The 26,658-nt window shown below is 60.5% G+C and carries 24 protein-coding genes; 15 read left to right on the top strand and 9 right to left on the bottom strand.

The window, feature by feature from the left end; genetic code table 11:
* Positions 1–123 precede the first annotated feature (123 nt).
* Positions 124–1,800 (bottom strand): DEAD/DEAH box helicase, encoded by a 1,677-nt coding sequence (locus N1078_RS17665; protein ID WP_274089422.1) that lies wholly within the window; start codon positions 1,798–1,800, stop codon positions 124–126.
* A gap of 387 nt (positions 1,801–2,187) precedes the next feature.
* Here N1078_RS17665 and N1078_RS17660 point away from each other — a divergent pair, with 387 nt between their 5' ends.
* A complete protein-coding gene (locus N1078_RS17660) occupies positions 2,188–3,000 on the top strand; it encodes a crotonase/enoyl-CoA hydratase family protein (protein WP_274089421.1) in 813 nt (270 codons plus the stop codon).
* Here the strand turns inward: N1078_RS17660 and N1078_RS17655 are convergent, their stop codons facing one another.
* Entirely contained in the window at positions 3,001–3,774 is a 774-nt protein-coding gene (locus tag N1078_RS17655; protein ID WP_274089420.1) for a spermidine synthase, read from the bottom strand. It lies immediately after the preceding gene.
* A gap of 161 nt (positions 3,775–3,935) precedes the next feature.
* On the opposite strand from N1078_RS17655, the gene N1078_RS17650 reads away from it, so the two are divergent.
* The 7 genes from N1078_RS17650 to N1078_RS17620 all read left to right on the top strand — a co-directional run bounded on the left by N1078_RS17650 (position 3,936) and on the right by N1078_RS17620 (position 11,204).
* Positions 3,936–5,273, top strand: coding sequence for a flavin-containing monooxygenase (locus tag N1078_RS17650; protein ID WP_274089419.1), 1,338 nt, complete (start codon positions 3,936–3,938; stop codon positions 5,271–5,273).
* On the top strand, positions 5,273–6,208 hold the full coding sequence (locus tag N1078_RS17645; protein WP_274089418.1) for a bile acid:sodium symporter family protein: 936 nt from the start codon (positions 5,273–5,275) through the stop codon (positions 6,206–6,208). The genes N1078_RS17650 and N1078_RS17645 overlap by 1 nt, the downstream gene beginning before the upstream one ends.
* Positions 6,208–6,990 (top strand): SDR family NAD(P)-dependent oxidoreductase, encoded by a 783-nt coding sequence (locus tag N1078_RS17640; RefSeq protein WP_274089417.1) that lies wholly within the window; start codon positions 6,208–6,210, stop codon positions 6,988–6,990. The genes N1078_RS17645 and N1078_RS17640 overlap by 1 nt, the downstream gene beginning before the upstream one ends.
* On the top strand, positions 6,990–7,730 hold the full coding sequence (locus N1078_RS17635; RefSeq protein ID WP_274089416.1) for a sulfite exporter TauE/SafE family protein: 741 nt from the start codon (positions 6,990–6,992) through the stop codon (positions 7,728–7,730). Before N1078_RS17640 ends, N1078_RS17635 begins: the two co-directional genes overlap by 1 nt.
* Entirely contained in the window at positions 7,727–9,481 is a 1,755-nt protein-coding gene (locus tag N1078_RS17630) for an N-acyl-D-amino-acid deacylase family protein (protein ID WP_274089415.1), read from the top strand. Before N1078_RS17635 ends, N1078_RS17630 begins: the two co-directional genes overlap by 4 nt.
* 133 nt (positions 9,482–9,614) lie before the next feature.
* A complete protein-coding gene (locus N1078_RS17625) occupies positions 9,615–10,961 on the top strand; it encodes a class II 3-deoxy-7-phosphoheptulonate synthase (protein WP_274089414.1) in 1,347 nt (448 codons plus the stop codon).
* Between the two features lie 75 nt (positions 10,962–11,036).
* A complete protein-coding gene (locus N1078_RS17620; RefSeq protein WP_274089413.1) occupies positions 11,037–11,204 on the top strand; it encodes a DUF2897 family protein in 168 nt (55 codons plus the stop codon).
* Positions 11,205–11,262: 58 nt separating this feature from the next.
* Here the strand turns inward: N1078_RS17620 and N1078_RS17615 are convergent, their stop codons facing one another.
* The 3 genes from N1078_RS17615 to N1078_RS17605 all read right to left on the bottom strand — a co-directional run bounded on the left by N1078_RS17615 (position 11,263) and on the right by N1078_RS17605 (position 13,673).
* A complete protein-coding gene (locus N1078_RS17615) occupies positions 11,263–12,039 on the bottom strand; it encodes a transporter substrate-binding domain-containing protein (protein ID WP_274089424.1) in 777 nt (258 codons plus the stop codon).
* A 122-nt stretch (positions 12,040–12,161) separates the two neighbouring features.
* Positions 12,162–12,932, bottom strand: coding sequence for a substrate-binding periplasmic protein (locus N1078_RS17610; protein ID WP_274089423.1), 771 nt, complete (start codon positions 12,930–12,932; stop codon positions 12,162–12,164).
* A gap of 117 nt (positions 12,933–13,049) precedes the next feature.
* A complete protein-coding gene (locus tag N1078_RS17605) occupies positions 13,050–13,673 on the bottom strand; it encodes a TetR/AcrR family transcriptional regulator (RefSeq protein WP_274089412.1) in 624 nt (207 codons plus the stop codon).
* 242 nt (positions 13,674–13,915) lie between these two features.
* Between N1078_RS17605 and N1078_RS17600 the strand changes: the two genes are divergently transcribed.
* The 7 genes from N1078_RS17600 (at position 13,916) to N1078_RS17570 (ending at position 23,438) form a co-directional block, all read left to right on the top strand.
* The gene (locus N1078_RS17600; protein ID WP_274089411.1) at positions 13,916–15,703 is read left to right on the top strand and encodes an acyclic terpene utilization AtuA family protein; all 1,788 of its coding nucleotides are present in this window, start codon (positions 13,916–13,918) and stop codon (positions 15,701–15,703) included.
* A 131-nt stretch (positions 15,704–15,834) separates the two neighbouring features.
* On the top strand, positions 15,835–16,704 hold the full coding sequence (locus N1078_RS17595) for an SDR family oxidoreductase (protein WP_274089410.1): 870 nt from the start codon (positions 15,835–15,837) through the stop codon (positions 16,702–16,704).
* Between the two features lie 4 nt (positions 16,705–16,708).
* Positions 16,709–18,325 carry a geranyl-CoA carboxylase subunit beta gene (gene atuC / locus N1078_RS17590; protein WP_274089409.1) on the top strand — a complete coding sequence of 539 codons (1,617 nt, stop codon included), beginning with the start codon at positions 16,709–16,711 and terminating at the stop codon, positions 18,323–18,325.
* Between the two features lie 18 nt (positions 18,326–18,343).
* Positions 18,344–19,504, top strand: a complete 1,161-nt coding sequence (gene atuD, locus N1078_RS17585; protein ID WP_274089408.1) for a citronellyl-CoA dehydrogenase — start codon at positions 18,344–18,346, stop codon at positions 19,502–19,504.
* Between the two features lie 120 nt (positions 19,505–19,624).
* Positions 19,625–20,425 carry an enoyl-CoA hydratase/isomerase family protein gene (locus N1078_RS17580; RefSeq protein WP_274089407.1) on the top strand — a complete coding sequence of 267 codons (801 nt, stop codon included), beginning with the start codon at positions 19,625–19,627 and terminating at the stop codon, positions 20,423–20,425.
* 56 nt (positions 20,426–20,481) lie between these two features.
* Positions 20,482–22,470, top strand: coding sequence for an acetyl/propionyl/methylcrotonyl-CoA carboxylase subunit alpha (locus N1078_RS17575; protein ID WP_274089406.1), 1,989 nt, complete (start codon positions 20,482–20,484; stop codon positions 22,468–22,470).
* Positions 22,471–22,613: 143 nt separating this feature from the next.
* Positions 22,614–23,438: an SDR family oxidoreductase gene (locus N1078_RS17570; protein ID WP_274089405.1), complete on the top strand. Its 825-nt coding sequence runs from the start codon at positions 22,614–22,616 to the stop codon at positions 23,436–23,438.
* A gap of 290 nt (positions 23,439–23,728) precedes the next feature.
* Here N1078_RS17570 and N1078_RS17565 read toward each other — a convergent pair whose 3' ends face one another.
* The 4 genes from N1078_RS17565 to N1078_RS17550 all read right to left on the bottom strand — a co-directional run.
* The gene (locus tag N1078_RS17565; RefSeq protein ID WP_274089404.1) at positions 23,729–23,989 is read right to left on the bottom strand and encodes a hypothetical protein; all 261 of its coding nucleotides are present in this window, start codon (positions 23,987–23,989) and stop codon (positions 23,729–23,731) included.
* A 374-nt stretch (positions 23,990–24,363) separates the two neighbouring features.
* Complete coding sequence (locus N1078_RS17560) at positions 24,364–25,140, bottom strand: hypothetical protein (protein ID WP_274089403.1); 777 nt, start codon at positions 25,138–25,140, stop codon at positions 24,364–24,366.
* Positions 25,137–25,718: an RNA polymerase sigma factor gene (locus N1078_RS17555; protein WP_274089402.1), complete on the bottom strand. Its 582-nt coding sequence runs from the start codon at positions 25,716–25,718 to the stop codon at positions 25,137–25,139. The genes N1078_RS17560 and N1078_RS17555 overlap by 4 nt, the downstream gene beginning before the upstream one ends.
* Positions 25,715–26,658, bottom strand: a 944-nt coding sequence (locus N1078_RS17550) for a YfbK domain-containing protein (protein ID WP_274089401.1), incomplete at its 5' end; no start/stop codon positions are given. The genes N1078_RS17555 and N1078_RS17550, both read right to left, overlap by 4 nt.

The raw sequence follows: 26,658 nt of genomic DNA, 5'->3' as shown, positions 1-26,658 counted from the left end.
TCCAAGTCGCCAGGCTCACCACCACAGTGAACCCGACAGCGCCAGTCACGGCGCTACGCGCCATGCCTGGCGCACCATAAAAAAGCCCCGCACTAGGCGGGGCTTTTTTGACTCAACGAAGCATTAATCTTCGCGATAACGACGCAGCTTGAGCGGCTTGCCACCCACACGGGTGTCTTTCAGCTTGCCCAGCAGACGATCAAGACCTTCTTCCGGCAGCTCGACCAGGCTGAAGCTCTCGCGCACCTGGATGCGGCCGATGTCTTCACGGGCCAAGTCGCCTTCGTTAAGGATGGCACCGAGCAGGTTCTTCGCGGCGATACCGTCGCGCGCGCCCAGCGCAGTACGGCAACGCGCTTTGCCTTCGCTCAACGGAACCGGGGCACGACGCTCACGGCCGCCTTCACGGTCAGGACGCTCACTGCGCTCGCTGCGCTCACGCGGAGCACCACCACTACCTGGTACCAACGGCTGGTCACGCTGAACTTCGGCCAGGGTCAGCGCTTGGCCGTTGGTGGCCTTGCGCAGCAGGGCCGCAGCCAACGCACGCGGGCTGCAACCGATGTCGGCAGTCAGGCGATCCAGCAGCTCACCGTGGCTGGCTTCAGCATCAGCTACCAGCGGCGCCAGGCTGTTAGTCAGCTTCTTGATGCGTGCGTCCAGCACTTGCTGGGCGTCCGGCAACTTAACTTCACCAACCTTCTGCCCAGTTACACGCTCAATTACCTGCAGCATGCGGCGCTCACGCGGGGTGACCAGCAGCAGCGCACGACCGGTACGGCCAGCACGGCCGGTACGGCCAATACGGTGTACATAGGACTCTGGGTCGTATGGCATGTCCACGTTCATCACGTGGGTGATGCGCGGCACGTCGAGGCCACGAGCGGCCACGTCGGTGGCAATCACGATGTCCAGACGGCCATCTTTCAGCGAGTCGATAACGCGCTCACGCTGGTTCTGTGCGATGTCGCCGTTCAGGGCAGCAGCCTTGTAGCCCTTGGCTTCCAGCGCAGCGGCCAGGTCTAGGGTGGCTTGCTTGGTGCGCACAAAACCGATCAGCGCGTCAAATTCTTCGACTTCCAGCAGACGCAGTACGGCAGCGTGCTTCTGGTCGGCGTGAACCATCAGATGCACCTGCTCAATGGCAGTTACGGTCTGAGTTTTAGTTTCGATTTTGACGTGCTTCGGATCACGCAGGTGCTTTTCCGCGATGGCGCGGATCGAGTGCGGCAGCGTGGCGGAGAACAGCACGCTCTGACGGCTTTCCGGCATAGCCTTGAAGATCACTTCGAGGTCATCCATAAAGCCCAGCTTGAGCATCTCGTCAGCTTCGTCGAGGACCAGGTGCTGAATAGTCGACAGCACTTTCTCGTCACGACGCAGGTGGTCAACCAGACGACCCGGCGTGGCGACAACAATCTGTGCGCCATTACGGATAGCTTTCAGCTGCGGGCCCATAGGCGCACCGCCGTACACGGCGATGACATTAACGCCTGGCATTTGCTTGGCATAAGTTTCAAACGCGGTGGCAACCTGCAAGGCCAGCTCACGGGTCGGAGCAAGAATCAGCGCTTGTGGCTGACGCTTGGCCGGGTCGATACGGCTGAGGATTGGCAGGGCGAAGGCAGCGGTTTTACCGGTACCGGTCTGCGCCTGGCCGATCATGTCGTGGCCGGCGAGGATTACTGGAATCGCTTGAATCTGAATAGCCGAAGGCTCTTCATAGCCAGTAGCAATTACCGCAGCGAGAACATTGGGATGTAGATCGAGAGCGGCGAAGCCGCCGATTTCCTGGGTCATGGGTCTGCCTCAAGTGCATCCGCAAAGACCCATATTCCAAAGCTACGCATGCCGTGTAAGACCCGAAAGTCACCCTGGCAGCCATGTCGGCGGGGATTTGCGAAAACGTGTGATAAATGAATCGTCAAGGATAGTCCGCAAAACGGACTAACTGCCGGAGTTAACCTCCGGGCGAGCTGTACTACCTGAACGTGGCCAAGAATTGACCGGCGCGCACTATACCGGAAAACCTGGCCGATGTGCCTGTTTTTCATCAGCCCAACCATAAAAAAAGCATACATAACGCCTATAACGTGCCATTCAGCCATCCTCTGATAGCCTCAAACAGCAACGCTGCAACAGCCTCAAGCCTCAGCCCACTCACCCTGCGCACAAGGACTCCCGATCATGACTTCAAGCACCAGCGGCCGTGTCAGCCGTGAAAAACGCGGCCAGATCATGCTGATCGGCCTAGACCGAGCGAGCAAACGCAACGCCTTTGACCTGCCCATGCTTGATGACATGTGCCGGGCTTATGGTGAGTTCGAGCGCGATAGCGAGGCGCGGGTGGCGCTGGTCTTTGCTCACGGCGAGCACTTCACCGCCGGCCTGGACCTGGCCAATGTAGCGGGGCAGTTTGCTGCTGGCTGGAAGATCCCTGAAGACGGCTGCGACCCGTGGGGCGTGTTCGGCGGGCCACGGGTGAGCAAACCGGTGATCGTCGCTGCGCAAGGCTACTGCTTCACCATCGGCATCGAACTGATGCTGGCCTCGGACATTAACCTGTGCGCGAGCAACACCCGCTTTGCGCAGATGGAGGTGCAACGCGGCATTTTCCCGTTTGGCGGCGCGACCCTGCGCATGTACCAAACAGCCGGCTGGGGGAACGCCATGCGTTGGCTGCTGACGGGCGATGAATTCGATGCCCATGAAGCCTATCGGCTAGGGCTGATTCAAGAAGTGTTAGCCAGTGAGGAATTACTGCCCAAAGCGCTCTGGCTCGCCGAGCGCATTGCCGCGCAAGCCCCGCTGGGCGTGCAGGCTACTCTGGCCTCGGCCCGCCAGGCCTTAGTCGAAGGCCAAGCCGCCGCGACCGCCAGCTTGCACCCAACCGTGACCCGACTGATGGCCAGCGAGGATGCCAAGGAAGGCGTAAACGCCATGCTCGAGCGCCGTCCCGGCGACTTTAAGGGGCGCTTACCCAGGTATCCGCGTGCCTAATCAGGTCGCCGGACGCACCGCCTTAATCAGCGATTCCAGCGAATAACCAAACTGCGGCGCCAGCAATGCATTGCGCCGCAGCAGCTCGTCAACGTCTAGCTGCTGGTCCATATCGGCCGGCACCAGCAACACCACGTTGCCCTCCTTCACCGGGCACTCCCAGTAATGCCGATGATAGAGGCCGCGCAGCAGTGGTGCGCCCAATGGCTTACCGTCGCTGCCGGCCCACTGATTGATGATCAGCCAACCGCCGGGGTTGAGTTGCTTCTGGCAGTTTTCCAGAAAACGCCAGGCCAAATGACCAGTCGCCGGACCGTGATCGGTATACAGGTCGACGAACAGCAGGTCGGTCTTTTCCGCGCTTTCCAGCAATTCCAGAGCATCACCAATGCGAATCGTCAGCCGCGGATCGTCCTCCAGGCCCATGTGCTCCATGGCCAGGCGCGGCACATCGGCGCGCAGCTCAATCACTTCCACATCATCCAGCGGCAGAAACTTCAGGCACGCCTGGGTCAGGTTGCCGGCACCCAAGCCAAGAAACAGCGCAGTTTCTGGATGCTCATGGCACAAGGCGCCAAGCAACATGGCGCGGGTGTAGTCGTACTCCAGCCAGCTTGGGTCGGGCATGTAGACGCAGCTCTGCTCGATCGCCTCACCGAACTCAAGAAAACGGTAAGCGCCCATTTCGACCACTTGAATAACCCCAAAGGCATCGTGCACTTCGGCGATCAACAACGGGTCGGGCATCTGACCCACCGGGGGTAAACCTGGCATCCACCACTCTCCACCGTGACATCCCCGACCATTTCGGCCAGAGCAAAGGCGCCAATTGTCATTGAGGTGCACCGCCTGGGTCACGCAATAATTAACCACCTTGCAGTTCAGGGCCTTAGCCGCTGAACAACTACAACTATAAGAAAGCACTGAGGTTTGCCATGTACGCCATTATTGGTGCCGGCCCTATGGGGCTGTGCACAGCCCGTCAACTGCACAAACACGGCATCGACTTTGTCGGTTTCGAGCTGCACGCGGATGTCGGCGGCCTGTGGGATATCGATAACCCGCACAGCACCATGTACGACTCGGCGCACCTGATTTCCTCCAAGGGCACCACCCAGTTCAGCGAGTTTCCGATGCGCGATGAGGTGGCGGCTTACCCTCACCACCATGAAATGCGCCGCTACTTTCGCGACTACGCCGAGCACTTCGACCTGTATGCGCATTACCAATTCAGCACCCGCGTGGTCGACATTCAACGCCTGGACAAGGGCTGGAAGCTGATCAGCGAGCACGCTGGCGTGCAACGCGAATGGCGATTCGACGGTGTATTGATCGCCAACGGCACCCTGCACACGCCCAACCAGCCAGCGCTGCCCGGCGAGTTTACGGGCGAGCTGATGCACTCCAGCGCCTACCGTTCGGCAGCGGTATTCGAGGGTAAGCGTGTACTGGTGATCGGCTGCGGCAACTCCGCCTGCGACATTGCCGTGGACGCCGTGCACCGCGCGGCCTCGGTGGACCTGTCGGTGCGGCGCGGTTATTACTTCCTACCCAAGTTCACCCTCGGCCGGCCCACCGACACCCTGGGTGGCGCGATCAAGCTGCCGCGACCGCTCAAACAATTTCTCGACGGCCTGCTGGTGCGATCACTCGTCGGCAAGCCGTCGCAATACGGCTTACCCGACCCCGATTACAAGCTCTATGAGTCGCACCCGGTGATGAACTCACTGGTGCTGCACTACCTCGGCCACGGTGATATCAAGGCGCGCCGCGACATCGCCAAGGTCGAAGGCCTGCAGGTGACCTTCGCCGATGGTGAACAGGCCGAATACGACCTGATCCTGCAAGGTACCGGCTACAAGCTCGACTACCCCTTTATCGACCGTGCGCACCTCAACTGGCCGAGCAACGCCGGTGCGCCGCAGCTGTATCTCAACGTATTCCATCCCGAGTACGACGACCTGTTCATGATGGGCATGGTCGAGGCCTCGGGCCTGGGCTGGCAAGGCCGCGACGAACAGGCCGAGTTGGTCGCGCTATTTATCAAGAACCTGCAAACCGGCACAGACACGGCCAAGGATCTACAGAAAATCAAGCGTGAACGCGCGAGCATTCGCCTGGATGGCGGCTACCGGTACCTGCAACTGGAGCGCATGGCCTACTACGTGCACAAAGACAGCTATCGTCAGTGCATCGCGCAGCACAGCCAACGTCTGCGCGCCGGCCTCGCCGCTGCGCCTAGCGCCAGCCGCGTCACGGCAGGGAGCATGTAATGGAAGCGGTGCATATTCAGTTCGACCCCAGCAGCCTGGTGCTGATCAATATCATCGTCGCGGTGATGATGTTCGGCGTTTCCCTCGACCTGCGGGGTGAGGATTTCAAACGCATTCTGCTCGCGCCCAAAGCGCCGGTGATTGGCCTGATAGCCCAGTTTCTGCTGCTGCCAGCACTCACCTGCCTGGCGTGCTGGGCGCTGCGCATCGATCCGCAACTGGCGCTGGGCATGACCTTGATTGCGGCCTGCCCCGGCGGCAGCTTCTCCAACATCATGACCTGGATGGCGCGCGGCAGCGTGGCCGTATCAGTCAGCATGACCGCCGTGTCGAGCGTTGCAGCCAGCCTGCTGACCCCGCTTAACTTCGGCCTGTATGCCTGGCTCAACCCTTATACCCGGCCACTACTGAGCGAAATCGCCATGGACCCACTGAGCCTGCTACTCATGGTAATTCTGGTGCTCGGTGTACCGTTGGCGCTGGGCATGTATATCGGCCGGCGCTTCCCTGGCCTGTCGCGCAAAGTGGAAAAGCCTCTGCGGGTTTTCGCCCTGGCTGTGATGCTCGGCTTCGTCGCCCTCGCCTTTGGCAAGAACTTTGACCAGTTTCTCAGTCACTTCCACCTGTTCTTCTGGCTGGTGGTGGCGCACAACGCCCTTGCACTGAGCATCGGCTACGGCTGCGCCCGGTTAAGCCGCCTGCCAGAGGCTGAACGCCGCGCGATCACCCTGGAGGTCGGCATCCAGAATTCCGCCCTAGGCCTGGTGATCATCTTCACCTTCTTCCCACAGGTCACCGGCATGCTGCTGATCGCCGCCTTTTGGGGCTGCTGGCACCTAGTTTCAGGGATGGCCTTGGCCTACTACTGGTCACGCCGCCCGCCGGCTGGCGACACCGTAGTGCCAGCGCAACTGGCTGCCGTCGGAGAAAAATAATGCACAGCGTATTGATCACCGGGGCCGCCAGCGGCCTCGGCTGGGAGCTTGCGCGCGCCTATTACGCCAAGGGCTGCAACCTGTTGCTCACCGACATCAACGCCGAGGGCCTGGCCAAGCGTGTGAACGAGCTGGGCACAGAGCGAGTACTGGGGATTGCCGGTGATATCACCGACGCAACCCTGCACCAGCAATTGCTGCACGCCTGCGCCGAACGCTTCGGCAGCCTTGATGTACTGATCAATAACGCTGGCATCACCCATCGCTCGCCCACCACACAAACTGACCCTGCGGTGTTTCGCAAGGTCATGGCAGTGGATTATCAGGCACCTGTCGAGCTGACATTGAACGCCCTGCCGCTGCTGCGTCAGAGCCGCGGCCAGATCATCGCCATCGGCTCCATGGCCGGCTGGATGCCGGTGCTGGGCCGTGCCGGTTATTGCGCGGCGAAAAGCGCCTTGGGCCAGTTCTTCGAAGTGCTGCGCGCCGAAGTGGCCCGCGATGGCATTCGCACATTGCTGGTCTACCCAAGCTTTCTCGACACCCCGATCGACCAGAACGCCCTCGGCGGTAATGGCCTGCCAGCGCAACACGGTCGCTCGACCATCGGTAATATCCGCGGCGCCGACTGGATGGCTGGGCAGATTATTCAGGCGCAAAAACGTGGCTGCGAACGATTATTCCCGGACCGTGGCAGCTGGTTGGCCAGCCTGCTCTGGCGTATAGCCCCCGGTTTTTACTACCGCAAGATGAGCGCGCGTTTCGCCGCGGAGATGGATTGATGGAAATGGTTTGGCTGGCCCTCGGCGGCTTTATTCTGTTGGCCTACACGCTGGAGGCGATCACCGGGTTCGGCAGTATCGTCATCGCCTTATCGCTAGGCGCACTGATGCTGCCGATTGAAGTATTGCTGCCCATTTTAGTGCCGCTGAACATCTGCATGACCGGCTACCTAGCCTGGCGCCACCGGCAGATGATCGACCGCCGCCTGCTGTTGGGCATGATCCTGCCTGGCATGGTTGCCGGCACCCTGCTCGGCTATGCGCTGCTGCCCTATCTGGATGCGCCCCTGGCCAAGCGCCTGTTTGGCGCGCTGGTGCTGTGGTTTGCCGCCCGCGAACTGTGGCGTTTGCGCCACAACAACACCGCCCACCTGCGCCCATTGTGGCTTAGCCGACTGATCAGCCTGTGCGCCGGCATCAGCCACGGCTTGTTCGCCTCCGGCGGCCCCTTGCTGGTATTCGCTCTGGCCGGCACCGCACTGGATAAGGCACGCCTGCGCGCCACCCTGGTCACGGTGTGGCTCACCCTCAACAGCCTGCTCACCGTGGCCTTCCTGATCGATGGTCGCCTGCTGCCAGCGCTGCCGCAAGTGGCGGGCTATGCACCGTTGCTGCTGGTCGGCGTGTGGCTCGGCGAGCGCCTGCACCAGCGCTTCAATGAACAACATTTCCGCATCGCCATTTACCTGTTGCTGCTGGTCACCGGCTGCCTGCTGCTTGCACCCTGGAGTCTGCTATGAGCTATGACGTCATCATCAAGAACGGCCTGTACTTCGACGGCAGCAACCAGCCAGGCCGCCTGCGCCATATCGGCATCAAGGATGGACGCATTGATGTGCTCAGCTTCAGCGCACTGGATGAAAGCGGCTGCGCCGAGGTGCTCGACGCCACTGGCAAATGGGTGACGCCGGGCTTTCTGGAAATCCACTCGCATTACGACGCCGAGGTGATCGCCGCGCCGGCACTGAAAGAGTCGGTACGCCACGGCGTCACCAGCGTCACCATTGGCTCCTGCTCGATCAGCATGGTGCTGGCCGATGCAGAGGACTGCTCGGACCTGTTCACCCGCGTGGAGGCGGTGCCGCGTGAGTACGTGCTGCCGATCCTGCAAGAGAAGAAAACCTGGCGCGACGCCGCTGGCTACCGCGCCTTCTACGATCAGCAGCCATTGGGGCCGAACGTCAGCTCCTTCCTCGGTCACTCCGAACTGCGCGTGGCGGTGATGGGTCTGGAGCGCGCCACCTCGCAAGTCACGCCGACCGAGGCAGAACTGCAACGCATGGAACAATTGCTCGAAGAAGCCCTGGACGCTGGCTGCATCGGTCTCTCGGTGATGACCACACGCCTGGACAAGATGGACGGCGACCGTGCCTGGTCCAGCCCACTGCCATCGACCTTTGCCAGTTGGAAGGAATTCTCGCGGCTGTTCGCCATTCTGCGTCGTCGCGGCGCAGTCATGCAGGGTGCGCCGAATGCGGTGACCAAGGTCAACGTGTTCGCCTTTCTCTATCAAGCTCACGGCTGGTTTCGTAAGCCGCTGAAGTGCTCGATGCTCACGGCGCTAGACCTTAAATCGCAGCCGTTGCTGCACCGGTTTACCCGTTTCTCCGGCTGGCTGGCGAACCGCGTGCTACGCGGCAATTTCCGCTGGCAGACCCTACCCGCTCCCTTCACCCTGCGCCTGGAAGGCCTCAACGTTAACGCCTTTGAAGAGTTCGGCGCCGGCGAGATTCTGCGCAACATCAAAGACCCGGACGAGCTCTATGCCAAGGTGCTGGAGCCGGAGTTCCGCGCGCTGTTCAAGAAGCAGGTCAAAGCCGTACTGACCAAAGGCCTGTGGCACCGCGACTTCTCCGATTGCTGGGTCACTGAGTGCCCGGACGCCAGCCTGGTCGGCAAAAACTTCAAGCAACTGGGTGAAAAACGCGGCCTGGACCCGGTAGACGCCTATTTCGAACTGGCCTGCCAGTACCGCGAAGCGCTGAAGTGGACCACCTGTTACGGCAACCAACGCCTGCCGGTGATGCACAAACTGCTGTCCAGCCCCTGGACCCAGCCAGGCTTTGCCGACTCTGGCGCACACCTGCGCTCAATCGCTCAGTACAACTTCCCGCTGCGTTTTCTTAAATACGTGCGCGACGCCGAACTGGCCGGCACGCCGTTTATGGACACGGGCCACGCCATCCATCGCTTAAGCGGCGAGCTGGCGGACTTTATCGGTGTGGATGCCGGCACTATCCGCGTCGGCGACCGCGCGGATGTGGTGATCGTTAATCCCGCAGGGCTGACCGATGCACTGGATGACATCCACGAAGCCCCCATGGAAGTGCTCGGCCTGGAGCGGGTGGTTAAACGCAATGATGAGGCCGTGGATGCAACCCTGATCAACGGTCGCATCGCCTATCGCCTTGGCCTGGAATACCCCGCCGAATTGGGTCAACAACAAGGCTTTGGGCGCTTTTTGCCGGGACGCGATGTGCTGCCACGCTGATTATTTCGCGCTATCCAGCATAAAAGGAAGCAACAGCATCATGCAGAGGCTCTATCGCGCCTATCGGCTTGCCGGCCATGGCTTATCGGTTACCATGCCCGTCCGCCTAAATTGACTTAAGCCGAGAGCCGCAATGTCGCAACCCTGGAGCCCTGAAAGCTGGAGAGCCAAGCCGATCCAGCAACAACCGCAATACCCGAATGCCGCGCACCTGCTGGCCGTTGAGCAAAAGCTCGCCAGTTATCCGCCGTTGGTATTTGCCGGTGAGGCCCGCGAACTGCGCCGCCAGTTTGCTGAGGTGACCCAGGGCCGCGCGTTTTTGCTACAGGGCGGCGATTGCGCCGAGAGCTTTGCCGAGTTCTCCACCCTGAAAATCCGCGACACCTTCAAAGTGCTGCTGCAAATGGCCATCGTCATGACCTTCGCCGCCGGTTGCCCGGTGGTCAAAGTCGGGCGTATGGCCGGTCAGTTCGCCAAACCGCGCTCGGCCAATGACGAAACCATCGACGGCGTAACCCTGCCCGCTTACCGCGGTGACATCGTCAACGGCATCGGTTTCGACGAGAAAAGCCGCGTGCCGGACCCGGAGCGTCTGCTGCAGGCCTACCACCAGTCCACCGCGTCGCTTAACCTGCTGCGCGCCTTTGCTCAGGGTGGCTTTGCCGACCTGCATCAAGTACACCAGTGGAACCTCGACTTTATCGCCAACTCGGACCTTGGCGAGAAGTACAGCCAACTGGCTGGGCGCATCGACGAAACCCTAGCCTTTATGCGCGCCTGCGGCATGGACGGCGCCACGCAAGTACGCGAAACCAGCTTTTTTACCGCCCACGAAGCGCTGCTGCTGAATTACGAGCAAGCCTTCGTGCGCAAAGACAGCCTCACCGGCGGCTGGTACGACTGCTCGGCGCATATGCTGTGGATCGGCGACCGCACCCGCCAGCTGGACGGCGCGCATGTCGAGTTCCTACGTGGCGTCGGCAACCCGATTGGGGTGAAAGTCGGCCCAAGCATGGACAGCGAAGACCTGATCCGTCTGATCGACATCCTCAACCCGGATAACGATCCCGGCCGCCTCAACCTGATCGTGCGCATGGGCGCCGACAAGGTCGAAGCCGGCCTGCCGCGCCTGATCCAGACCGTGCAGCGTGAAGGCCGCCAGGTGCTGTGGAGCAGCGACCCGATGCATGGCAACACTATCAAGGCTTCAAGCGGCTACAAGACCCGCGACTTTGCGCAGATCCTGGCTGAAGTGAAGCAGTTCTTCGCCGTACACCAGGCCGAGGGTAGCTACGCCGGCGGTATCCATATCGAGATGACCGGGCAGAACGTTACCGAATGCATCGGCGGCGCGCGGCCGATCACCGAAGACGGCCTGTCGGACCGCTACCACACCCACTGCGACCCACGGATGAACGCCGACCAGTCGCTGGAGCTGGCCTTTCTGATTGCTGAGACGCTCAAGCAAGTCCGCCGCTAGGTCCTTGCCGGCGGCTGATCGGACAGATCCGCCGCCGACAGGTATGGTGAAGACTCGCCAAAGGAGTAATCCCTCATGACTTGGTATATCTGGCTGTTTATTATTCTGGTGCTGGGCTCTATCGTCGGCGGTCTGATGGTGCTGCTGCGCACCGCTAAACCGCTGCCATTAAGCGACGAGCAACTGACAAAGATCCGTCAACGCGAACGTGAGCAGGAAGCCAAGGACGCCGGCGAAAACTAAGGCTAAGTACCACGCCAGCGCCTCTATCACCACCTAAGGTGAAGCCTACGGCTGATGGCTAGCGCTCTGTAGCCAGCTTAACCTGGCCATCACGCGGTAAGACGCGGATCTGATAACGGCTGAAAATCCTCAACAGTTGGCCGTTGTCACGCAACGACTCAAAGATCGCCATAAACTGCTCAGGCTCGATGGGCGCCCCTGGGCGTAACAGCACATGATGGCGATAACGCTGATCCATGCGCTTGGAAATCAGCAACTGCCCTGCGTATTGGCGGTTACGCTCAAGAAAGTCGCCCAAATAAGAACGCGTGACCAGCGCAATGTCGGCACGCTGGCGCAAGACCATCAGCAGGCTGCTGTCATGGGAATGATTCAAGGTGGCGTTGAAGGTTTTGCTCAGGTATTCAGGGTCGGGATTAAAGTCAGCAAAGGCATAGTTGTAGCCATGGTAAAGCGCCAAACGCTTACCGCTTAACGTGTCGAAATAACCTTGATCACGTCCCGGCTCAGCGCGTGCAACGAATACCTCCGAGTCCTCTAGACGCATATCCAGCGCAACATGCTGAACATGCTGCCAGCCCCAGTTCGGATTTTCGAAAATCGCCAGGTCGAGGCGCCCTTGCTCAAAGTCAGCAAACCGGCGCTTTATGGCCGTGGGCACCATGACAAAAAGATAGTCAGCCTGAGCCTGGTTGAGCGCTGTGAGCAGCTCGCTGAGTAGGCCAGGCGACTGCGCCCCAACTTGCTCAGCCTTGAATACATAGGGCGGAAAATACACCGCAGCAACCCGCACATCCTGTGCAGCTAGTAGCGGCCCGGCGAGCAGCAGCGCCATGCACACACCGCCCACTCGACTTAGCCAGCGCCTGATAAAGCCCATAGCAGCAAACATCCTTATTAATCAATGTACGCAGCCTACTCCAGGAAAACCTGACCAAACAGTGCACTTTAAGTCACTTATTGCACGGATAGGTCACGTAAATGGTAGCGGCTGAGTAATTTGTCCAACTGCTGACTGCGGTGGAGCTGTTTGAGCAGCTCGGCAAACACGGGCGGTGAAATGGCCGACTGCGGGCGAAACAACGCCTGATGCTGATAGACCTGATCAACCCGTTGGGAAATTAGCAGCGCACGGCTTTGTTCGGGGTAGTGCTGCTGGTAAGCCTGCAGGTAAGAGCGCGTTACCACCGCCACATCCGCTCGCCCGCGCAGCAGCATGATCAAGTTACTGTCGTGGGAGTAAGTCAGTACCGCGTTGAATTGATCGGAGAGAAACTGCTTGTCCGCGTTGAACCCGGCAAAGCCATAGTGATAGCCGCTGTAGAGGGCCATGCGCTTGCCCTTGAGGTCATCGAAATAATGCTCGTCGCGTCCCGCCTGCATGCGCGCGACATACAGTTCGGCATCCTCGATCTGCAGATTCAGAGCCGTGTGGGCAATGCCCTGCCAGCCCCAGGCCGGTGACTCGAAGAGCATCACATCGAAGCGCCCGCTTTGTAAGTCGCGGTACCTGCGCATGGTCGAGGTGGCAACCAGCGTAAAGCGGTACTCGCTCTGCTGTTGATTAAGCGCGTGCAGCAACTCGGGCAATAGACCGCCTGCGCGCTCACTGTCCGGTTTAATCACATAAGGCGGAAAATGGTAGGCCCCCACTCGGACCTCTACCGCGGCCTGCGCAACGCAGGCCAGAGAAAGCATCAAGCCAAGTAGCAACGCTTTTAACAACATGGCCAAGTGGAACCTCAATGCAAACGACGCGCGGCAACTTAGTGGGCGGACTACATGACTCGAAGTCCAGTGGCGCCAAAATACTATCAAAGTGCCATACAGCGAAGCTCAATCTACTCAGGTTTCCTTAATAACCAATGACAATGCTTCTTCGGCCAACTGATCAAGGGAAATGGCCCCCTCGGGACGGAACCAGGTATTGGTCCAACTCAACGCCCCCGTGAGCAGACGACGCATGATGAAGGGATCGGCCTTGAAGTAACCGGCCGCCTTGGCCTCACCCAGCACCTCAAGCCATAGCCGCTCGTAGTTATCGCGCAGCTCAAGGATAAACGCCTGGCCTGGCTCTGACAGCGAACGCCACTCATACACCAGCACCGCCATGGCCTCACCGGTACCGCCCATAATCGACTGCAGCTCGCAGCGGATCAGCGCCAGTACGCGACCGCGCAGGTCAGTCGCCTGCGCCAGCGAGGCCTGCATCAGCGCGGTGTTGTAACGAATGGTCTCCTCCATCACCGAACGCAGGATTTCATCCTTGCTCTTGAAGTGATGAAAGATGCTGCCGGACTGAATGCCCACAGCGCTGGCCAAGTCACGCACCGTGGTGCGCTCGTAGCCCTTACTGCGAAACAGGTGCGCGGCGGTTTGCAGCAGCTTGCCACGCGCACTTTCCGGGTCAGTGATCTGCCCGCTGGCCACCAGATCGCGCATCACCGCCTGAGCTTGTTGATCATCCACGCTAAGTACTCTCCAACTTTCTTTATGCCTCAAGCCAACCTAACCAAACCTGCAATCACAGGCTTATTCTCGGCAGGTTTACCCAAGTGCTTGTCGTTATTAGTGAAATTTATGCTGCACCGGCCACCCAAGCAAGCGCTTGGCCACACTTTAGGTCAGAAAGATTCACTTTGGGGCTTTTCAACCAAGCGCTTGCTTGGTAGCCTCAGATCACCTTATTCATGTGTTGCGGACCTACTCCAATGACTAAAACCGTACGCATCGGTTGCGCCTCTGCCTTCTGGGGCGACACCAGCACCGCCGCCGCCCAACTGGTAAAAGGCTCTGAGCTGGATTACCTGGTATTTGACTACCTGGCCGAAGTCACTATGTCGATCATGGCCGGCGCGCGAATGAAGAAGCCGGACGCCGGCTACGCAACCGACTTCGTGGAAACTCTCGCGCCGCTGTTGGCCGAGATCGCGCAGAAGAACATCCGCGTGATCAGCAACGCCGGCGGGGTCAACCCCAGCGCCTGCGCTGCGGCCCTGGCGGCGGCGTGTGAACAGGCTGGCGTGCAGCTGAAGATCGCCGTGCTGCATGGCGACAACCTGCAACCCAAGCTCGGTGAGCTGGCCAAAGCCGGCACGCTGGAGATGTTTACCGGTGCCGCGCTGCCGCCCTTCTGTGTCTCGGTCAACGCCTACCTCGGCGCGCCTGGCATCGTCGAAGCCCTGAAGCTGGGGGCAGATATCGTTATTACCGGCCGCGTCGTCGACAGCGCCGTCGTTAGCGCGGCTCTGGTGCATGAATTCAACTGGGCCTGGAACGACTTCGACCAGCTCGCTCAAGCCGCACTGGCTGGGCACATCATCGAATGTGGCGCGCAGTGCACCGGCGGCAATTTCACCGACTGGGAAAGCGTGCCGGACTATGAACATATCGGCTTCCCGGTGGTGGAAGTGGCAGCCGACGGCAGTTTTGTCGTGAGTAAACCCGAAGGTTCCGGCGGTTTGGTCACGCCTTTTACCGTGGGCGAGCAGATGCTCTATGAAATCGGCGACCCACGGGCCTACTACCTGCCCGATGTGCTCTGCGACTTTACCCAGGTGCAACTGCGCCAAGTCGGCGCAAACCGCGTTGAACTGAAAGGCGCACGCGGCCTGCCGCCGACCGCTCAGTACAAGGTCAGCGCCACCCACCCGGATGGTTTCCGCTGCACCGCCAGCTGCCTGATGGCGGGCATCGACGCAGTGAAGAAAGCCCAGCGCGTCAGCCAGGCCATCATCAACAAAACCGAGGAGCTGTTCGCCGAACGCGGCTGGGGCCCTTATAAAGAAGTCAGCATAGAACTTCTGGGTTCCGAGGCGACCTACGGCCCACGCGGCCAGCGTGCCGACACCCGCGAAATCGTGATCAAGATCGCCGTGCGCCACGCCAAGAAAGAAGCCTTGATTTTGTTCTCTCGCGAGATTGCTCAAGCCGCGACTGGCATGGCTCCAGGCCTGACCGGCATCGTCGGCGGCCGCCCGACGGTTTACCCGGTTATCCGTCTGTTCAGCTTCCTGGCCGACAAATCAGCCTGCCAGCTGCAGGTCGAAATCGACGGCGAACGCACCTCTGTTGCCTTGCCGCAGATTGCGGTACTGGATAGCGCGCAGATTGCCGCCGACATCGCCGCTCCACAGCCAAACGCCCAGGCCGAGATTAGCGTGCCGCTGATCAAACTGGCTGTGGCGCGCTCTGGCGACAAGGGTAATCACAGCAATATCGGGGTCATGGCCAGAAAGCCCGAGTACTTGGCCTGGATCGCGGCTGCGCTAGCAGAAGGCGCCGTGGCCGAATGGATGCAGCACGCACTTGACCCGCAAACTGGCAAGGTCAGCCGCTGGTATCTACCCGCCAGCCACAGCCTGAATTTTTTGCTGGAGAACGCCCTGGGTGGCGGCGGTGTCGCCTCCCTGCGCATTGACCCGCAAGGCAAGGCGTTCGCTCAGCAACTGCTGGAGTTCCCGATACCTGTGCCCAGGGCGCTGGCAGAAAACCTGTGATCCCTAGGGTGGGTTATAGCCGCAGGCGTAACCCACCAAAACCTCAGCCGAGCAGGTCATGAGGCAACGTATATACGGTGGGTTACGCCGCTTCGCGGCTAACCCACCCTACGACGAGGACGATAACAACAATGGCATACGACTCAGTCTTTAAACCCGGCCTGTTTAACGGCCAGACCATTATGGTCACCGGCGGCGGCAGCGGCATCGGCCGTTGCACCGCCCATGAGCTGGCGCATCTAGGTGCCCACGTGGTGCTGGTGGGACGCAAGCTGGAAAAGCTCGAAGCCACCTGCGGCGAAATTATCGAAGACGGCGGCCAAGCCAGCTTTCAGGTCTGCGATATCCGTGATGAGGAAGCCGTCAAGGCCATGGTCAAAACCGTGGTCGCCGAGCGCGGGCAGATCCATCACCTGGTCAACAACGCCGGCGGGCAGTTCCCCGCACCGCTGATCGGCATCAACCAGAAAGGCTTTGAGACCGTGGTGCGCACCAACCTGGTCGGCGGCTTTCTGATCGCCAAGGAAGTGTTCTTGCAAAGCATGAGCAAACACGGTGGCAGCATCGTCAACATGCTCGCCGATATGTGGGGCGGCATGCCGGGCATGGGCCACTCCGGTGCCGCACGCGCCGGCATGGAGAACTTCACCAAAACCGCCGCCTATGAATGGGGCCACGCCGGCGTGCGGGTGAATGCCGTGGCACCCGGCTGGATCGCCTCCAGCGGTATGGACACCTACCCCGAATCAATGAAAACCATGATCCGCAACCTCAAGGACCATGTGCCGCTGCAACGCATCGGCAGCGAATCAGAGGTGGCCGCCGCCATCGTCTTCCTGCTCACGCCGGGCGCCAACTTCATCAGCGGCAACACCATCCGCATCGACGGCGCGGCCAGCCAGGGCACCCGTGCCTGGACGCTGGGCAAAGCGAAAAACAGCGAGTCCTATAACGGCTTCCATCGGGCCTATGTGCCCGATGTTTTAAAAGGTCAGGAGTAACGCCATGCCGGTTATCCAATCCGAGATCGACGTGCATGGCGAGGATTTCGCCAGAAACCGCGACGCCATGCTTGCCGCTGTGGCGAGCTTTCGCGACATCGAGCAGAACTGCCTGAACAAGGCCGCCGCTGCCAAAGAAAAATTCGACAAGCGTGGTCAGCTGTTACCACGCGAGCGCCTCAATCTGCTGCTCGACCCCGGCGCGCCTTTTCTCGAACTGTCGTCGCTGGCCGGCTACAAGCTGCACGATGACAAAGACGGCACCCAGGCCGGCGGCGGGATCATTTCAGGCATCGGCTATATCGCTGGCGTGCGTTGCCTGGTCACCGCCAGCAACAGTGCGATCAAAGGCGGCACCATCTCCCCTACCGGGCTGAAAAAGACCCTGCGCCTGCAGCAGATCGCCTTCGAGAACAAACTGCCGGTAGTCACCCTTGCCGAAAGCGGCGGCGCCAATCTCAACTACGCCGCCGATATTTTCGTCGAAGGCGCGCGCGGCTTTGCCAACCAGGCGCGCATGTCGGCCATGGGCCTGCCGCAAATCACCGTGGTACATGGCTCGTCTACTGCTGGCGGGGCTTACCAGCCGGGGCTGTCAGATTATGTGGTGGTGGTGCGCGGCAAGGCCAAGATGTTCCTCGCCGGCCCACCGCTGCTGAAAGCCGCCACCGGTGAAATCGCCACCGATGAGCAATTGGGCGGAGCCGAAATGCACGCCCAAGTCGCCGGTACCGCCGAGTACCTGGCTGAGAACGATGCCGATGGTGTGCGCATCGCGCGCGAAATTCTCGGCATGCTGCCGTGGAATGCGCAGCTACCCTCGCGCCCAGTTAAGAGCTACAGCGAACCCTTGTACCCGATTGAGGAACTGCTCGGTCTGGTGCCGGCGGACGCGAAAAAGCCCTACGACGTGCGCGAAATCATCGCGCGCATCGCCGACGGCTCCGCATTCCTCGACTTCAAAAACGAGTTCGATAACCAGACCGTCTGCGGCCACTTGCAGATCGAGGGCCAGCCGTGCGGTTTTATCGGCAACAACGGCCCGATCACCCCGCAAGGCGCAGCCAAAGCGGCGCAATTTATCCAACTGTGCGAGCAGAGCAACACGCCGATTCTGTTCTTCCACAACACCACCGGCTTTATGGTCGGCACCGAGTCGGAACAACAGGGCGTGATCAAACACGGCTCGAAAATGATCCAGGCAGTGGCTAACGCTACGGTGCCGAAACTCACCATCGTCGTCGGTGGCTCTTACGGCGCCGGCAACTACGCCATGTGCGGCCGTGGTCTGGACCCGCGCTTTATCTTCGCCTGGCCCAACAGCAAAACCGCAGTCATGGGCGGAGCCCAGGCCGGCAAGGTGCTGCGTATCGTCACCGAGGATAAGCACGCCAAGGAAGGTAAAGAAGCCGACCCGAAGATGCTCGACATGCTGGAAACCGTCACCGCACAGAAGCTCGACAGCCAGTCCACGGCGCTGTACGGCACCGCCAGCCTGTGGGACGACGGCCTGATCGACCCGCGCGATACGCGCAAACTGCTCGGCTACCTGCTGGATATCTGTGCAGAAGCCGCTGTGCGCCCGCTTAAAGCCAACTCATTCGGCGTAGCCCGCCTGTAATCATTCGGAGAATAAGAAATGATCTTCACCCAAGAACACGAAGAGCTACGCCGCACCGTTCGTAATTTTGTCGACAAGGAAATCAACCCGCACGTCGAACAGTGGGAAAAAGACGGTCGCTTCCCAATCCACGAGATTTTCAAAATGGCTGGTGATCTGGGGCTGCTAGGCATCTCCAAGCCGGAAAAATTCGGCGGTATGGGCCTGGATTACAGCTACTCGATCGTCGCGGCCGAAGAGTTCGGCACCATCATCTGCGGCGGTATTCCGATGTCCATCGGTGTACAGACCGATATGTGCACCCCGGCGCTGGCGCGCTTCGGCTCCGATGAGCTGCGTGAAGAGTTCCTCAAGCCCGCGATTGCCGGCGAGATGGTTGGCTGCATCGGCGTCTCCGAAGTGGGTGCTGGCTCCGATGTGGCTGGGCTGAAAACCACGGCCAAGAAAGACGGCAGCGACTATGTGATCAACGGCAGCAAGATGTGGATCACCAACTCGCCCTCTGCTGACTTTATCTGCCTACTGGCCAATACCAGTGACGACAAACCACACGTCAACAAGTCGCTGATCATGGTGCCGATGAATACCCCTGGCATTACCCTCAGCCCGCATTTAGACAAGCTCGGCATGCGCAGCTCAGAGACCGCCCAGGTGTTCTTTGACAACGTGCGCATACCGCAGCGCAACCGCATCGGCCATGAAGGCGCGGGTTTTATGATGCAGATGCTGCAATTCCAGGAAGAGCGTCTGTTTGGCGCCGCCAACATGATCAAGGGCCTGGAGCACTGCATTAACGCCACCATCGACTACTGCAAAGAGCGCAAAACTTTCGGCAATGCGCTGATCGACAACCAGGTCATCCACTTCCGCATGGCCGAACTGCAAACCGAAATCGAGTGTCTGCGCGCCCTGGTCTACCAGGCCACCGAGCAGTACGTGCGCGGCAAGGACGTGACCAACCTGGCCTCGATGGCCAAGCTGAAGGCCGGCCGCCTGGGCCGTGAAGTGACCGATAGCTGCCTGCAGTACTGGGGCGGTATGGGCTTTATGTGGGACAACCCGGTATCGCGTGCTTACCGAGACGTGCGCCTGGTATCGATTGGCGGCGGCGCTGACGAAATCATGCTGGGCATTATCTGCAAGCTGATGGGCATTCTACCGGGCAAAAAGAAGGGCTAAGAGCAGACACACGTAGGGTGGACGTCGCCTTTTACATCCACCATGGCACCGCTCGGTGGGTCGATAAAGCGTGACCCACCCTACGGCCGCCCTCTATGCCAATACATTAAGGAACCTGCCATGGCTGACCTACCAAACTGCGAAACCCTGCTGCTAAGCCTTGAGGGCGGTGTACTGCACCTCACCCTCAACCGTCCGGACAACCGCAATGCCATGAGCCTGACCATGGTCAGCGAATTACGCGCGGTGCTGGAAAGCCTGCAACACGACTTGAGCGTGCGCGCCATCGTGTTGCGCGGCGCCGGTGGGCACTTCTGTGCGGGTGGCGACATCAAGGACATGGCTGGCGCCAGGTCTGCCGGTGGCGATGCCTATCGCAGCCTTAATCGCGCTTTCGGCAGCCTGCTAGAAGAAGCGCAGAACACGCCACAGGTGCTGATTGCCGTACTCGAAGGCGCGGTGCTGGGCGGTGGTTTTGGCCTGGCCTGCGTATCGGATATTGCCATCTGTCATCAGGACGCCAAGTTCGGTCTGCCGGAAACCACCTTAGGCATTCTGCCAGCGCAGATCGCACCCTTTGTGGTCAAGCGTATCGGCCTGACCCAAACCCGCCGCCTGGCCCTGACCGCCGCGCGTTTCAATGGCAGTGAGGCTGAGCGCCTGGGCCTGGTGCACTTTAGTGAAGCCAGCAGTGAAGCCATCGAAGCACGCCTGCAACAGGTGCTGAGCCAGGTCCGTAGCTGTGCGCCGCAAGCCAACGCACAGACCAAAGCCCTGTTGCTTGCCGCGGAAAGCGAAGCCCTCGGACCGTTGCTGGACCGTGCTGCCGAGCAGTTCGCCGCGGCGGTAACCGGCACCGAAGGTGTCGAAGGCACCATGGCCTTTATGCAAAAACGCGCGCCGAAGTGGGCTGCTGAATAAGCGCCCTCGATAAAACGACCTGATCCCCAGACTTACGCCCCAGCAGGAGCACACAGATGCCCGCCTTTAACAAGATTCTGATCGCCAACCGTGGGGAAATCGCCTGCCGGGTGATGCGCACCGCCCAGGACCTCGGCTACCGCACCGTAGCCGTGTACTCGCAGGCCGACGCCGACGCACGTCATGTGCAGCAAGCCGATGAGGCCGTGTGCATCGGCCCAGCGCAGGTCAATCAGTCGTACCTGGTGATCGACAACATCATCAAGGCGGCGCAGCAAACCGGCGCCGATGCAATTCACCCCGGCTACGGCTTTCTCTCGGAGAACGCCGATTTCGCCCGCGCCTGCGAGGCTGCCGGCATCGTGTTTATCGGCCCCACCGTCGAGGCCATCCACCTGATGGGCAGCAAACGCCTGTCGAAGATCGCCATGCTCGAAGCTGGTGTGCCGTGCATTCCCGGCTATGAAGGCGCGGCCCAGGATGAACAAACCCTGATCCGAGAAGCCGGCCGTATCGGCTACCCACTGATGATCAAAGCCAGCGCCGGCGGCGGTGGCCGGGGCATGCGCTTGGTTCACCACGCCAGTGAACTGGCCGAGCAAATCCGCACCGCCCGCTCGGAGGCGCAAAACGCCTTCGGCTCGGGCGAGCTGATTCTCGAACGCGCGGTAATCCAGCCGCGTCATGTGGAAATCCAAGTATTCGGCGACCACCAGGGCAGCATCGTTTATCTCGGCGAGCGCGACTGCTCGGTGCAGCGTCGCCACCAGAAGGTGGTCGAGGAAGCGCCCTGCCCGGTGATGACGCCAGAACTGCGCCAAGCCATGGGTGAGGCGGCAGTCAAAGCCGCCGCCTCGGTGAACTACGTTGGGGCCGGCACAGTGGAGTTTCTGCTGGATCAAAGTGGTGAATTCTTCTTCCTGGAGATGAACACCCGCCTGCAGGTCGAGCACCCCGTCACCGAGCTGATCACCGGGCAAGACTTGGTCGCTTGGCAGATTCGCGTCGCCGAAGGCCAACCGCTGCCGCTCCAGCAGGACGAAATTCGCCTAACCGGCCATGCCATGGAGGTGCGCTTGTACGCCGAAGACGCCACGCAGAACTTCCTGCCGCAAACCGGCACGGCGCTGCGTTGGGAACCGGCGCTGCGTGACGGCATCCGTATTGACCACGGCCTGGTTGAAGGCCAAACCATCAGCCCGTTCTATGACCCGATGCTGGCCAAGGTCATCGCCTACGGCGCGACCCGCGAAGAAGCGCGGCGCAAGCTGGTACGCGCGGTGGAGGATTGTGTGCTGCTGGGCGTCAACGGCAACCAGCGTTTTCTCGCCAACCTGCTCAGCCACCCGGAGTTTGCTGCTGGCAACGCGACTACCGCGTTTATCGCCGAGCATTTCGCCAGCGACCCGAGCCTGAGCCCGCAGCCGCCCGCAGCCGGCGAACTGGCAGCCGCTGCTGCCCTGTTGTTCCAGCAATCCGCCAATGCCCGTGCGCATCAAGGCGGCCTGGCCGGCTGGCGCAATGCCGGCAGCGCGCCGTGGCGCTTTGTGCTTAAACACGGCGAGCAGAGCTTCAACGTGGCACTGCAAGTGATTACCGACGGCCCACAACCCAGCCTACTGGCCACCTTTGGCGAACAGCAGGTCAGCCTCACGCTGCTAGCCAGCGACGGCCGCTGGGCCACCCTGGAACTGGACGGCATTCGCCAACGCCTGGCTTATCACCTGGCTGGCGACAACCTCTGGCTATACGGCCACAACGGCAACCTGCAGCTGAGCGATATCACCCACCAGCCGGTTAGCAGCGCAGCCGGTGCTGGCTCGGGCAGCGTCAAGGCGCCGATGGACGGCGCCATAGTCGAGGTACTAGTCGAGGAAGGCAGCAGCGTCACTAAGGGCCAACTGCTGGTAGTGCTGGAAGCGATGAAAATGGAGCATCCGCTCAAGGCCAGCATCGACGGCGTAGTCCGCCGGATTGGCGTGAGCCGTGGTGATCAGGTGAAAAACCGTCAGCTGTTAGTGGAGATCGAAGCCAGTGATGCCTAACCACTGAGCCGTAGGATGGGTTGAACAACGCGATACCCATCGACAGGCGACATTGGTGGGTATCGCTGCGCTCAGCGGAACGCCGCCCGACCCACCCTACAGAAGTGATCCAGACGAATAACCGCAAATCACGGAGCAAACCCATGTCACTGCTAGGTAAAACCCTGTTTATCACCGGTGCCAGCCGTGGCATCGGCCGTGAAATCGCCCTGCGCGCCGCGCGTGACGGCGCCAATATCGTGATCGCGGCGAAAAGCGCTGAGCCCCATGCCCAGCTGCCCGGCACCATCCATTCTGTCGCTGCCGAGGTTGAGGCCGCAGGTGGTAAAGCACTGGCTCTGCAAGTCGATGTGCGTGACGAGAACGCGGTAAAAACTGCCATGGCCCAGGCCGCTGAGCACTTCGGCGGCATCGATGTACTGATCAACAACGCCGGCGCAATCAAACTGGTCGGCGTGGAAAAGCTCGAACCCAAGCGTTTCGATCTGATGTTCCAGATCAACACCCGCGCAGTCATGGTGTGTAGCCAGGCCGCCCTGCCGTTTCTTAAGCAGAGCAGCAATGGCCATATTCTCAACCTGTCGCCGCCGCTGAATATGGACAGCAAGTGGTTTGCCCAACACGGCCCCTACACGGTCACCAAGTACGGTATGAGCATGCTCACCATGGGCATGCATGAGGAGTTCAAGAAATACGCCATCAGCGTCAACTCACTGTGGCCGAAAACCATGATCGCCACCGCCGCTATCGAGTTCGAACTGGGCAGCCGCGATGCCTTCAAGCGCGCACGCACGCCTGCGATCATGGCCGATGCGGCTCACGCCATCCTCAGCAGCCAAGGGCGCAGCATCAGCGGGCGCTTGCTGATCGACGAAGACCTCCTCCGCGAGCAGGGTGCGACTGAGTTCGAGCAGTACCGCTTCGACCCACAAGGCGGCGCGCTGATCCCCGACCTGTTTGTCGACTAAACAACCTACTAACGCTTCCCCTGACTACTGGTAAAAAGCAGCAGCCGGGGGAGCACTGGGTTAAGTTCTACCCGATATGGCCACAACACAGTGGTTTACTCCTGAGCGCCGGCTTACTCAGGACGGTGCATGACTTCGCGCTCAAACAGATGAACCGGCCCACACCATCTATATGACACATGCACTACCGGACTGGGCGCAGAGCTTTGGTATGGCGGAAATCACCTTTCGCGCAGTGACCAGGGCTTAACCACCGCCTTTACCACTGAGCACACCAGTAGGCTGCACGCTTAGTGCTTGAACTCGAACTGCAGCTGCGCGCCTTCGACTGACTGCCAGTAATCCTCATCGCGCTCGTTGGTGATCAACTTGCCATTGAGCTGAAAGGGGCTGTCGGGCTGCACTTTCTCACCAAACAAGGGCGGCAATAAGGGCGTCGACAAGTCGTTAATCGGCTCGAGTGGCTGCAATGGATCAAATACGTTCGGATGCAAGCTCAAGTCCAGCGCAGCTGCTGGCTCAGGCTCTGGCGCAGAAGGCTTGTCTTGCACGCTGCTCTGCGGCCTATCAACAGCCGTAGGCTCAGGCGCAGTGGTACTGCGGCTAACCGTTGCGGGGGGCTTTTCGCTAGATTGCTTTTCCGCAGGTGGTTTAGTCGGTTGCACCTGGACGACCGGCGTTTTTGGCTGTGGGGGTGGATTGGCGGACTGCTCGCAGGCCGCCAGAGACAACAGTGTCATCAGCAGCGCGAGGCTTCGAATAGAGGTCATGGTCAACACAAAGACAGGGATACAGGGCGCTATGCTCGCCTTAGGCTAAGGCCTCTGGCAAGCCTGCAATCTGTACCGCAGGTAACAACAGGGTGAATGGCAGCGCAAACGACTTGCTGCCATTCACCGCATCAACCACGAGTGGCACAACGACCTCAGTCAACTTGCTGCAGTTGCTGCAACTGCGCGTCGACATCCAGCTCTGGATACTCGCGCATCAGCTGCAACAACAAGGCATCGGCCTCCTCCGTCCAACCATCGCGGCGCAGCTTGAGTAACCGCTGCAACTCACTGTGCAATTGCTGCTGGGCTTGATTGCCCGCCGACTCAGCCGCTTTACTCAGTGCTTGCTCGGTCGGCGCAGGGACTGCTTGAGGCAGTTGCTCATGCAACGCATCAGCCGAAGACTCTTCACGCAGCAGCTGATTGGACACATCGGCCGAGAGCTTTTTCTCAGCCGATGCGGCATCAGCGCTGTAACCCTGAATCTGCGGTGCAGACTGCATCGTCCGCGAGCGCTGCGGCTCATCAGCACGCGCAGCAGATTCCGCCTGTGGTGCAGGCACCGGCGCGGATTGGGGTGCCATTCTCGCGGCTGCCGGCGCCATAGGTGCGCCGCTGGGTACTGCATCAAAGGCATCTGGCGCTTGCTCAACGCTGCGCAAGGTCAGGCTCACGCCAATCCCCAGGCAGGCGACCCCCGCCAACGCCACTGACCAGCGCTGCCGACCGCCGCCACCGAATAACCAACGGTGCAACCGCGCCCCTAGGCTCGGCGGCGCCTCGACTGCAGTGCTGCGGGCTACTGCGGCGCTGGCGGCGGCGAGAATCTGTGCATCCAGCTGGGCACTGGGTTCGCCGCTGCTGTGCCGACGGAAGTGTTCGAGCATCTGCCGTTCCTGCTCATCAGCCATGTGTTGATCATGCTTCATACGGACAACTCCTCGGCGGCCGGGTCAGCCAGCAGCCGACGTAACTTCTGCAGGGCATAGCGCAAACGGCTTTTCAGCGTCTCTGCGGGAATCTGGGTCAACTCGGCGATTTCGGCCAATTGCATTTCAGCGTGAGTGCGCAATAGAAACACCTCGCGCTGTTCCGCCGGCAAGTCGGCCAAAGCGGCCTGCAAACGCTGCTGATCGCGGCTTAGGCTGAGTTGTTGTTCAGGGTTCGCTTGCGGGTCGTGCGGGGCGTGTTGCTGTTCATCATATTCAGCATGCCCCGCCTGATGCCGACCGTGCTTGCGCCAATGATCAATCAGCCGGTTGCGGCCAATCTGATACAGCCAGGTCTTGAACAGCACAGCTTCGCGTAGCTCGCTCTGACTGCGGATCAGGCTCATCCAGGTGTCCTGAAACACCTCCTCAGCCAGCGCGTGATCACCGCACAGGCCAAGCAGAAAGCGAAACAAGCCGAGCCGGTGACGCTGGTATAACTCGGCGAAAGCCGCTGCATCACCGCGGCGGTAACGCCGCAACAAGGCGGCGTCGTCATCCGTGAGGGGTCGATTCACTGCTGTACTCGCGCGCTAGTGGTACGGGAATCGCCAGTTTGCAGGCTCTGCGCCAGTTCCACCAGCTGCACAAACTCGCCACGCAGACCAAAGCGGTCATCGCCCTTGGCATTACGCGCCAGCTCGGCGCTGTCGGCGAGGCTGAAGCGCCCGGTGTATTTTTCGCCCTTGAGCTGCTGGGCAAAAGCGGCCACGGCAGCGGCAAAGCGCAGGTCTTCACTGGCCTGGCTGACGACACGTACATCGGCGGCCTGAATCGGCTGCTCCAGCAGTTTGCTCACGTCCTGCCCTGGCGCTTTGTAACGAATGCGCAGCCAAGCCAGTTCGCCCGCTTTACGGTCGGTTTTTGCAGCGACCTGATAGCGCAGCGGCTCCAACCAGCCCTTGCCACCCACCGGCACCACTTCATACAGCGCGGTCACGCTATGGCCTACGCCAATTTCGCCGGCATCGACCTTGTCGTTGCTGAAATCCTCACGCTTAAGCGCGCGGTTCTCGTACCCCAGCAGGCGATACTCGCTGACCTGCGCCGGGTTGAACTCGACCTGTATTTTCACATCGCTGGCGACTGTGGCCAGGGTCGAGCTGAGCTGATCAACCAGCACCTTGCGCGCCTCACGCAGGTTGTCGATATAGGCGTAGTTACCATCGCCGGCATCGGCCAGCTGCTCCATCAGCTGCTCGTTATAGTTGTCGGTGCCAAAACCCAGGGTGGTCAGGGATACACCGGTCTTGCGCTTGTCGGCAGCCAATTGCTTGAGCGTTTCGAAATCGCTGATACCCACGTTGAAGTCACCATCGGTGGCCAACAGAATGCGGTTGATCCCGCCGTCGATAAAGCCCTGCTGCGCCTGCTGATACGCCGTAAGCGCTCCATAAACCCCGTCCGCCAGGACGATGGCTTGTTTCAGGTGGCTGGAGCAGAAGCCGGCGAGCAGTT

Origin of the sequence: Pseudomonas sp. MIL19 (assembly GCF_028680365.1) — a bacterium.
Lineage (GTDB): Bacteria > Pseudomonadota > Gammaproteobacteria > Pseudomonadales > Pseudomonadaceae > Aquipseudomonas > Aquipseudomonas spirodelae.
Note: the sequence above shows the minus strand (reverse complement) of the source record. Positions and strands in the feature narration are given on the sequence as shown.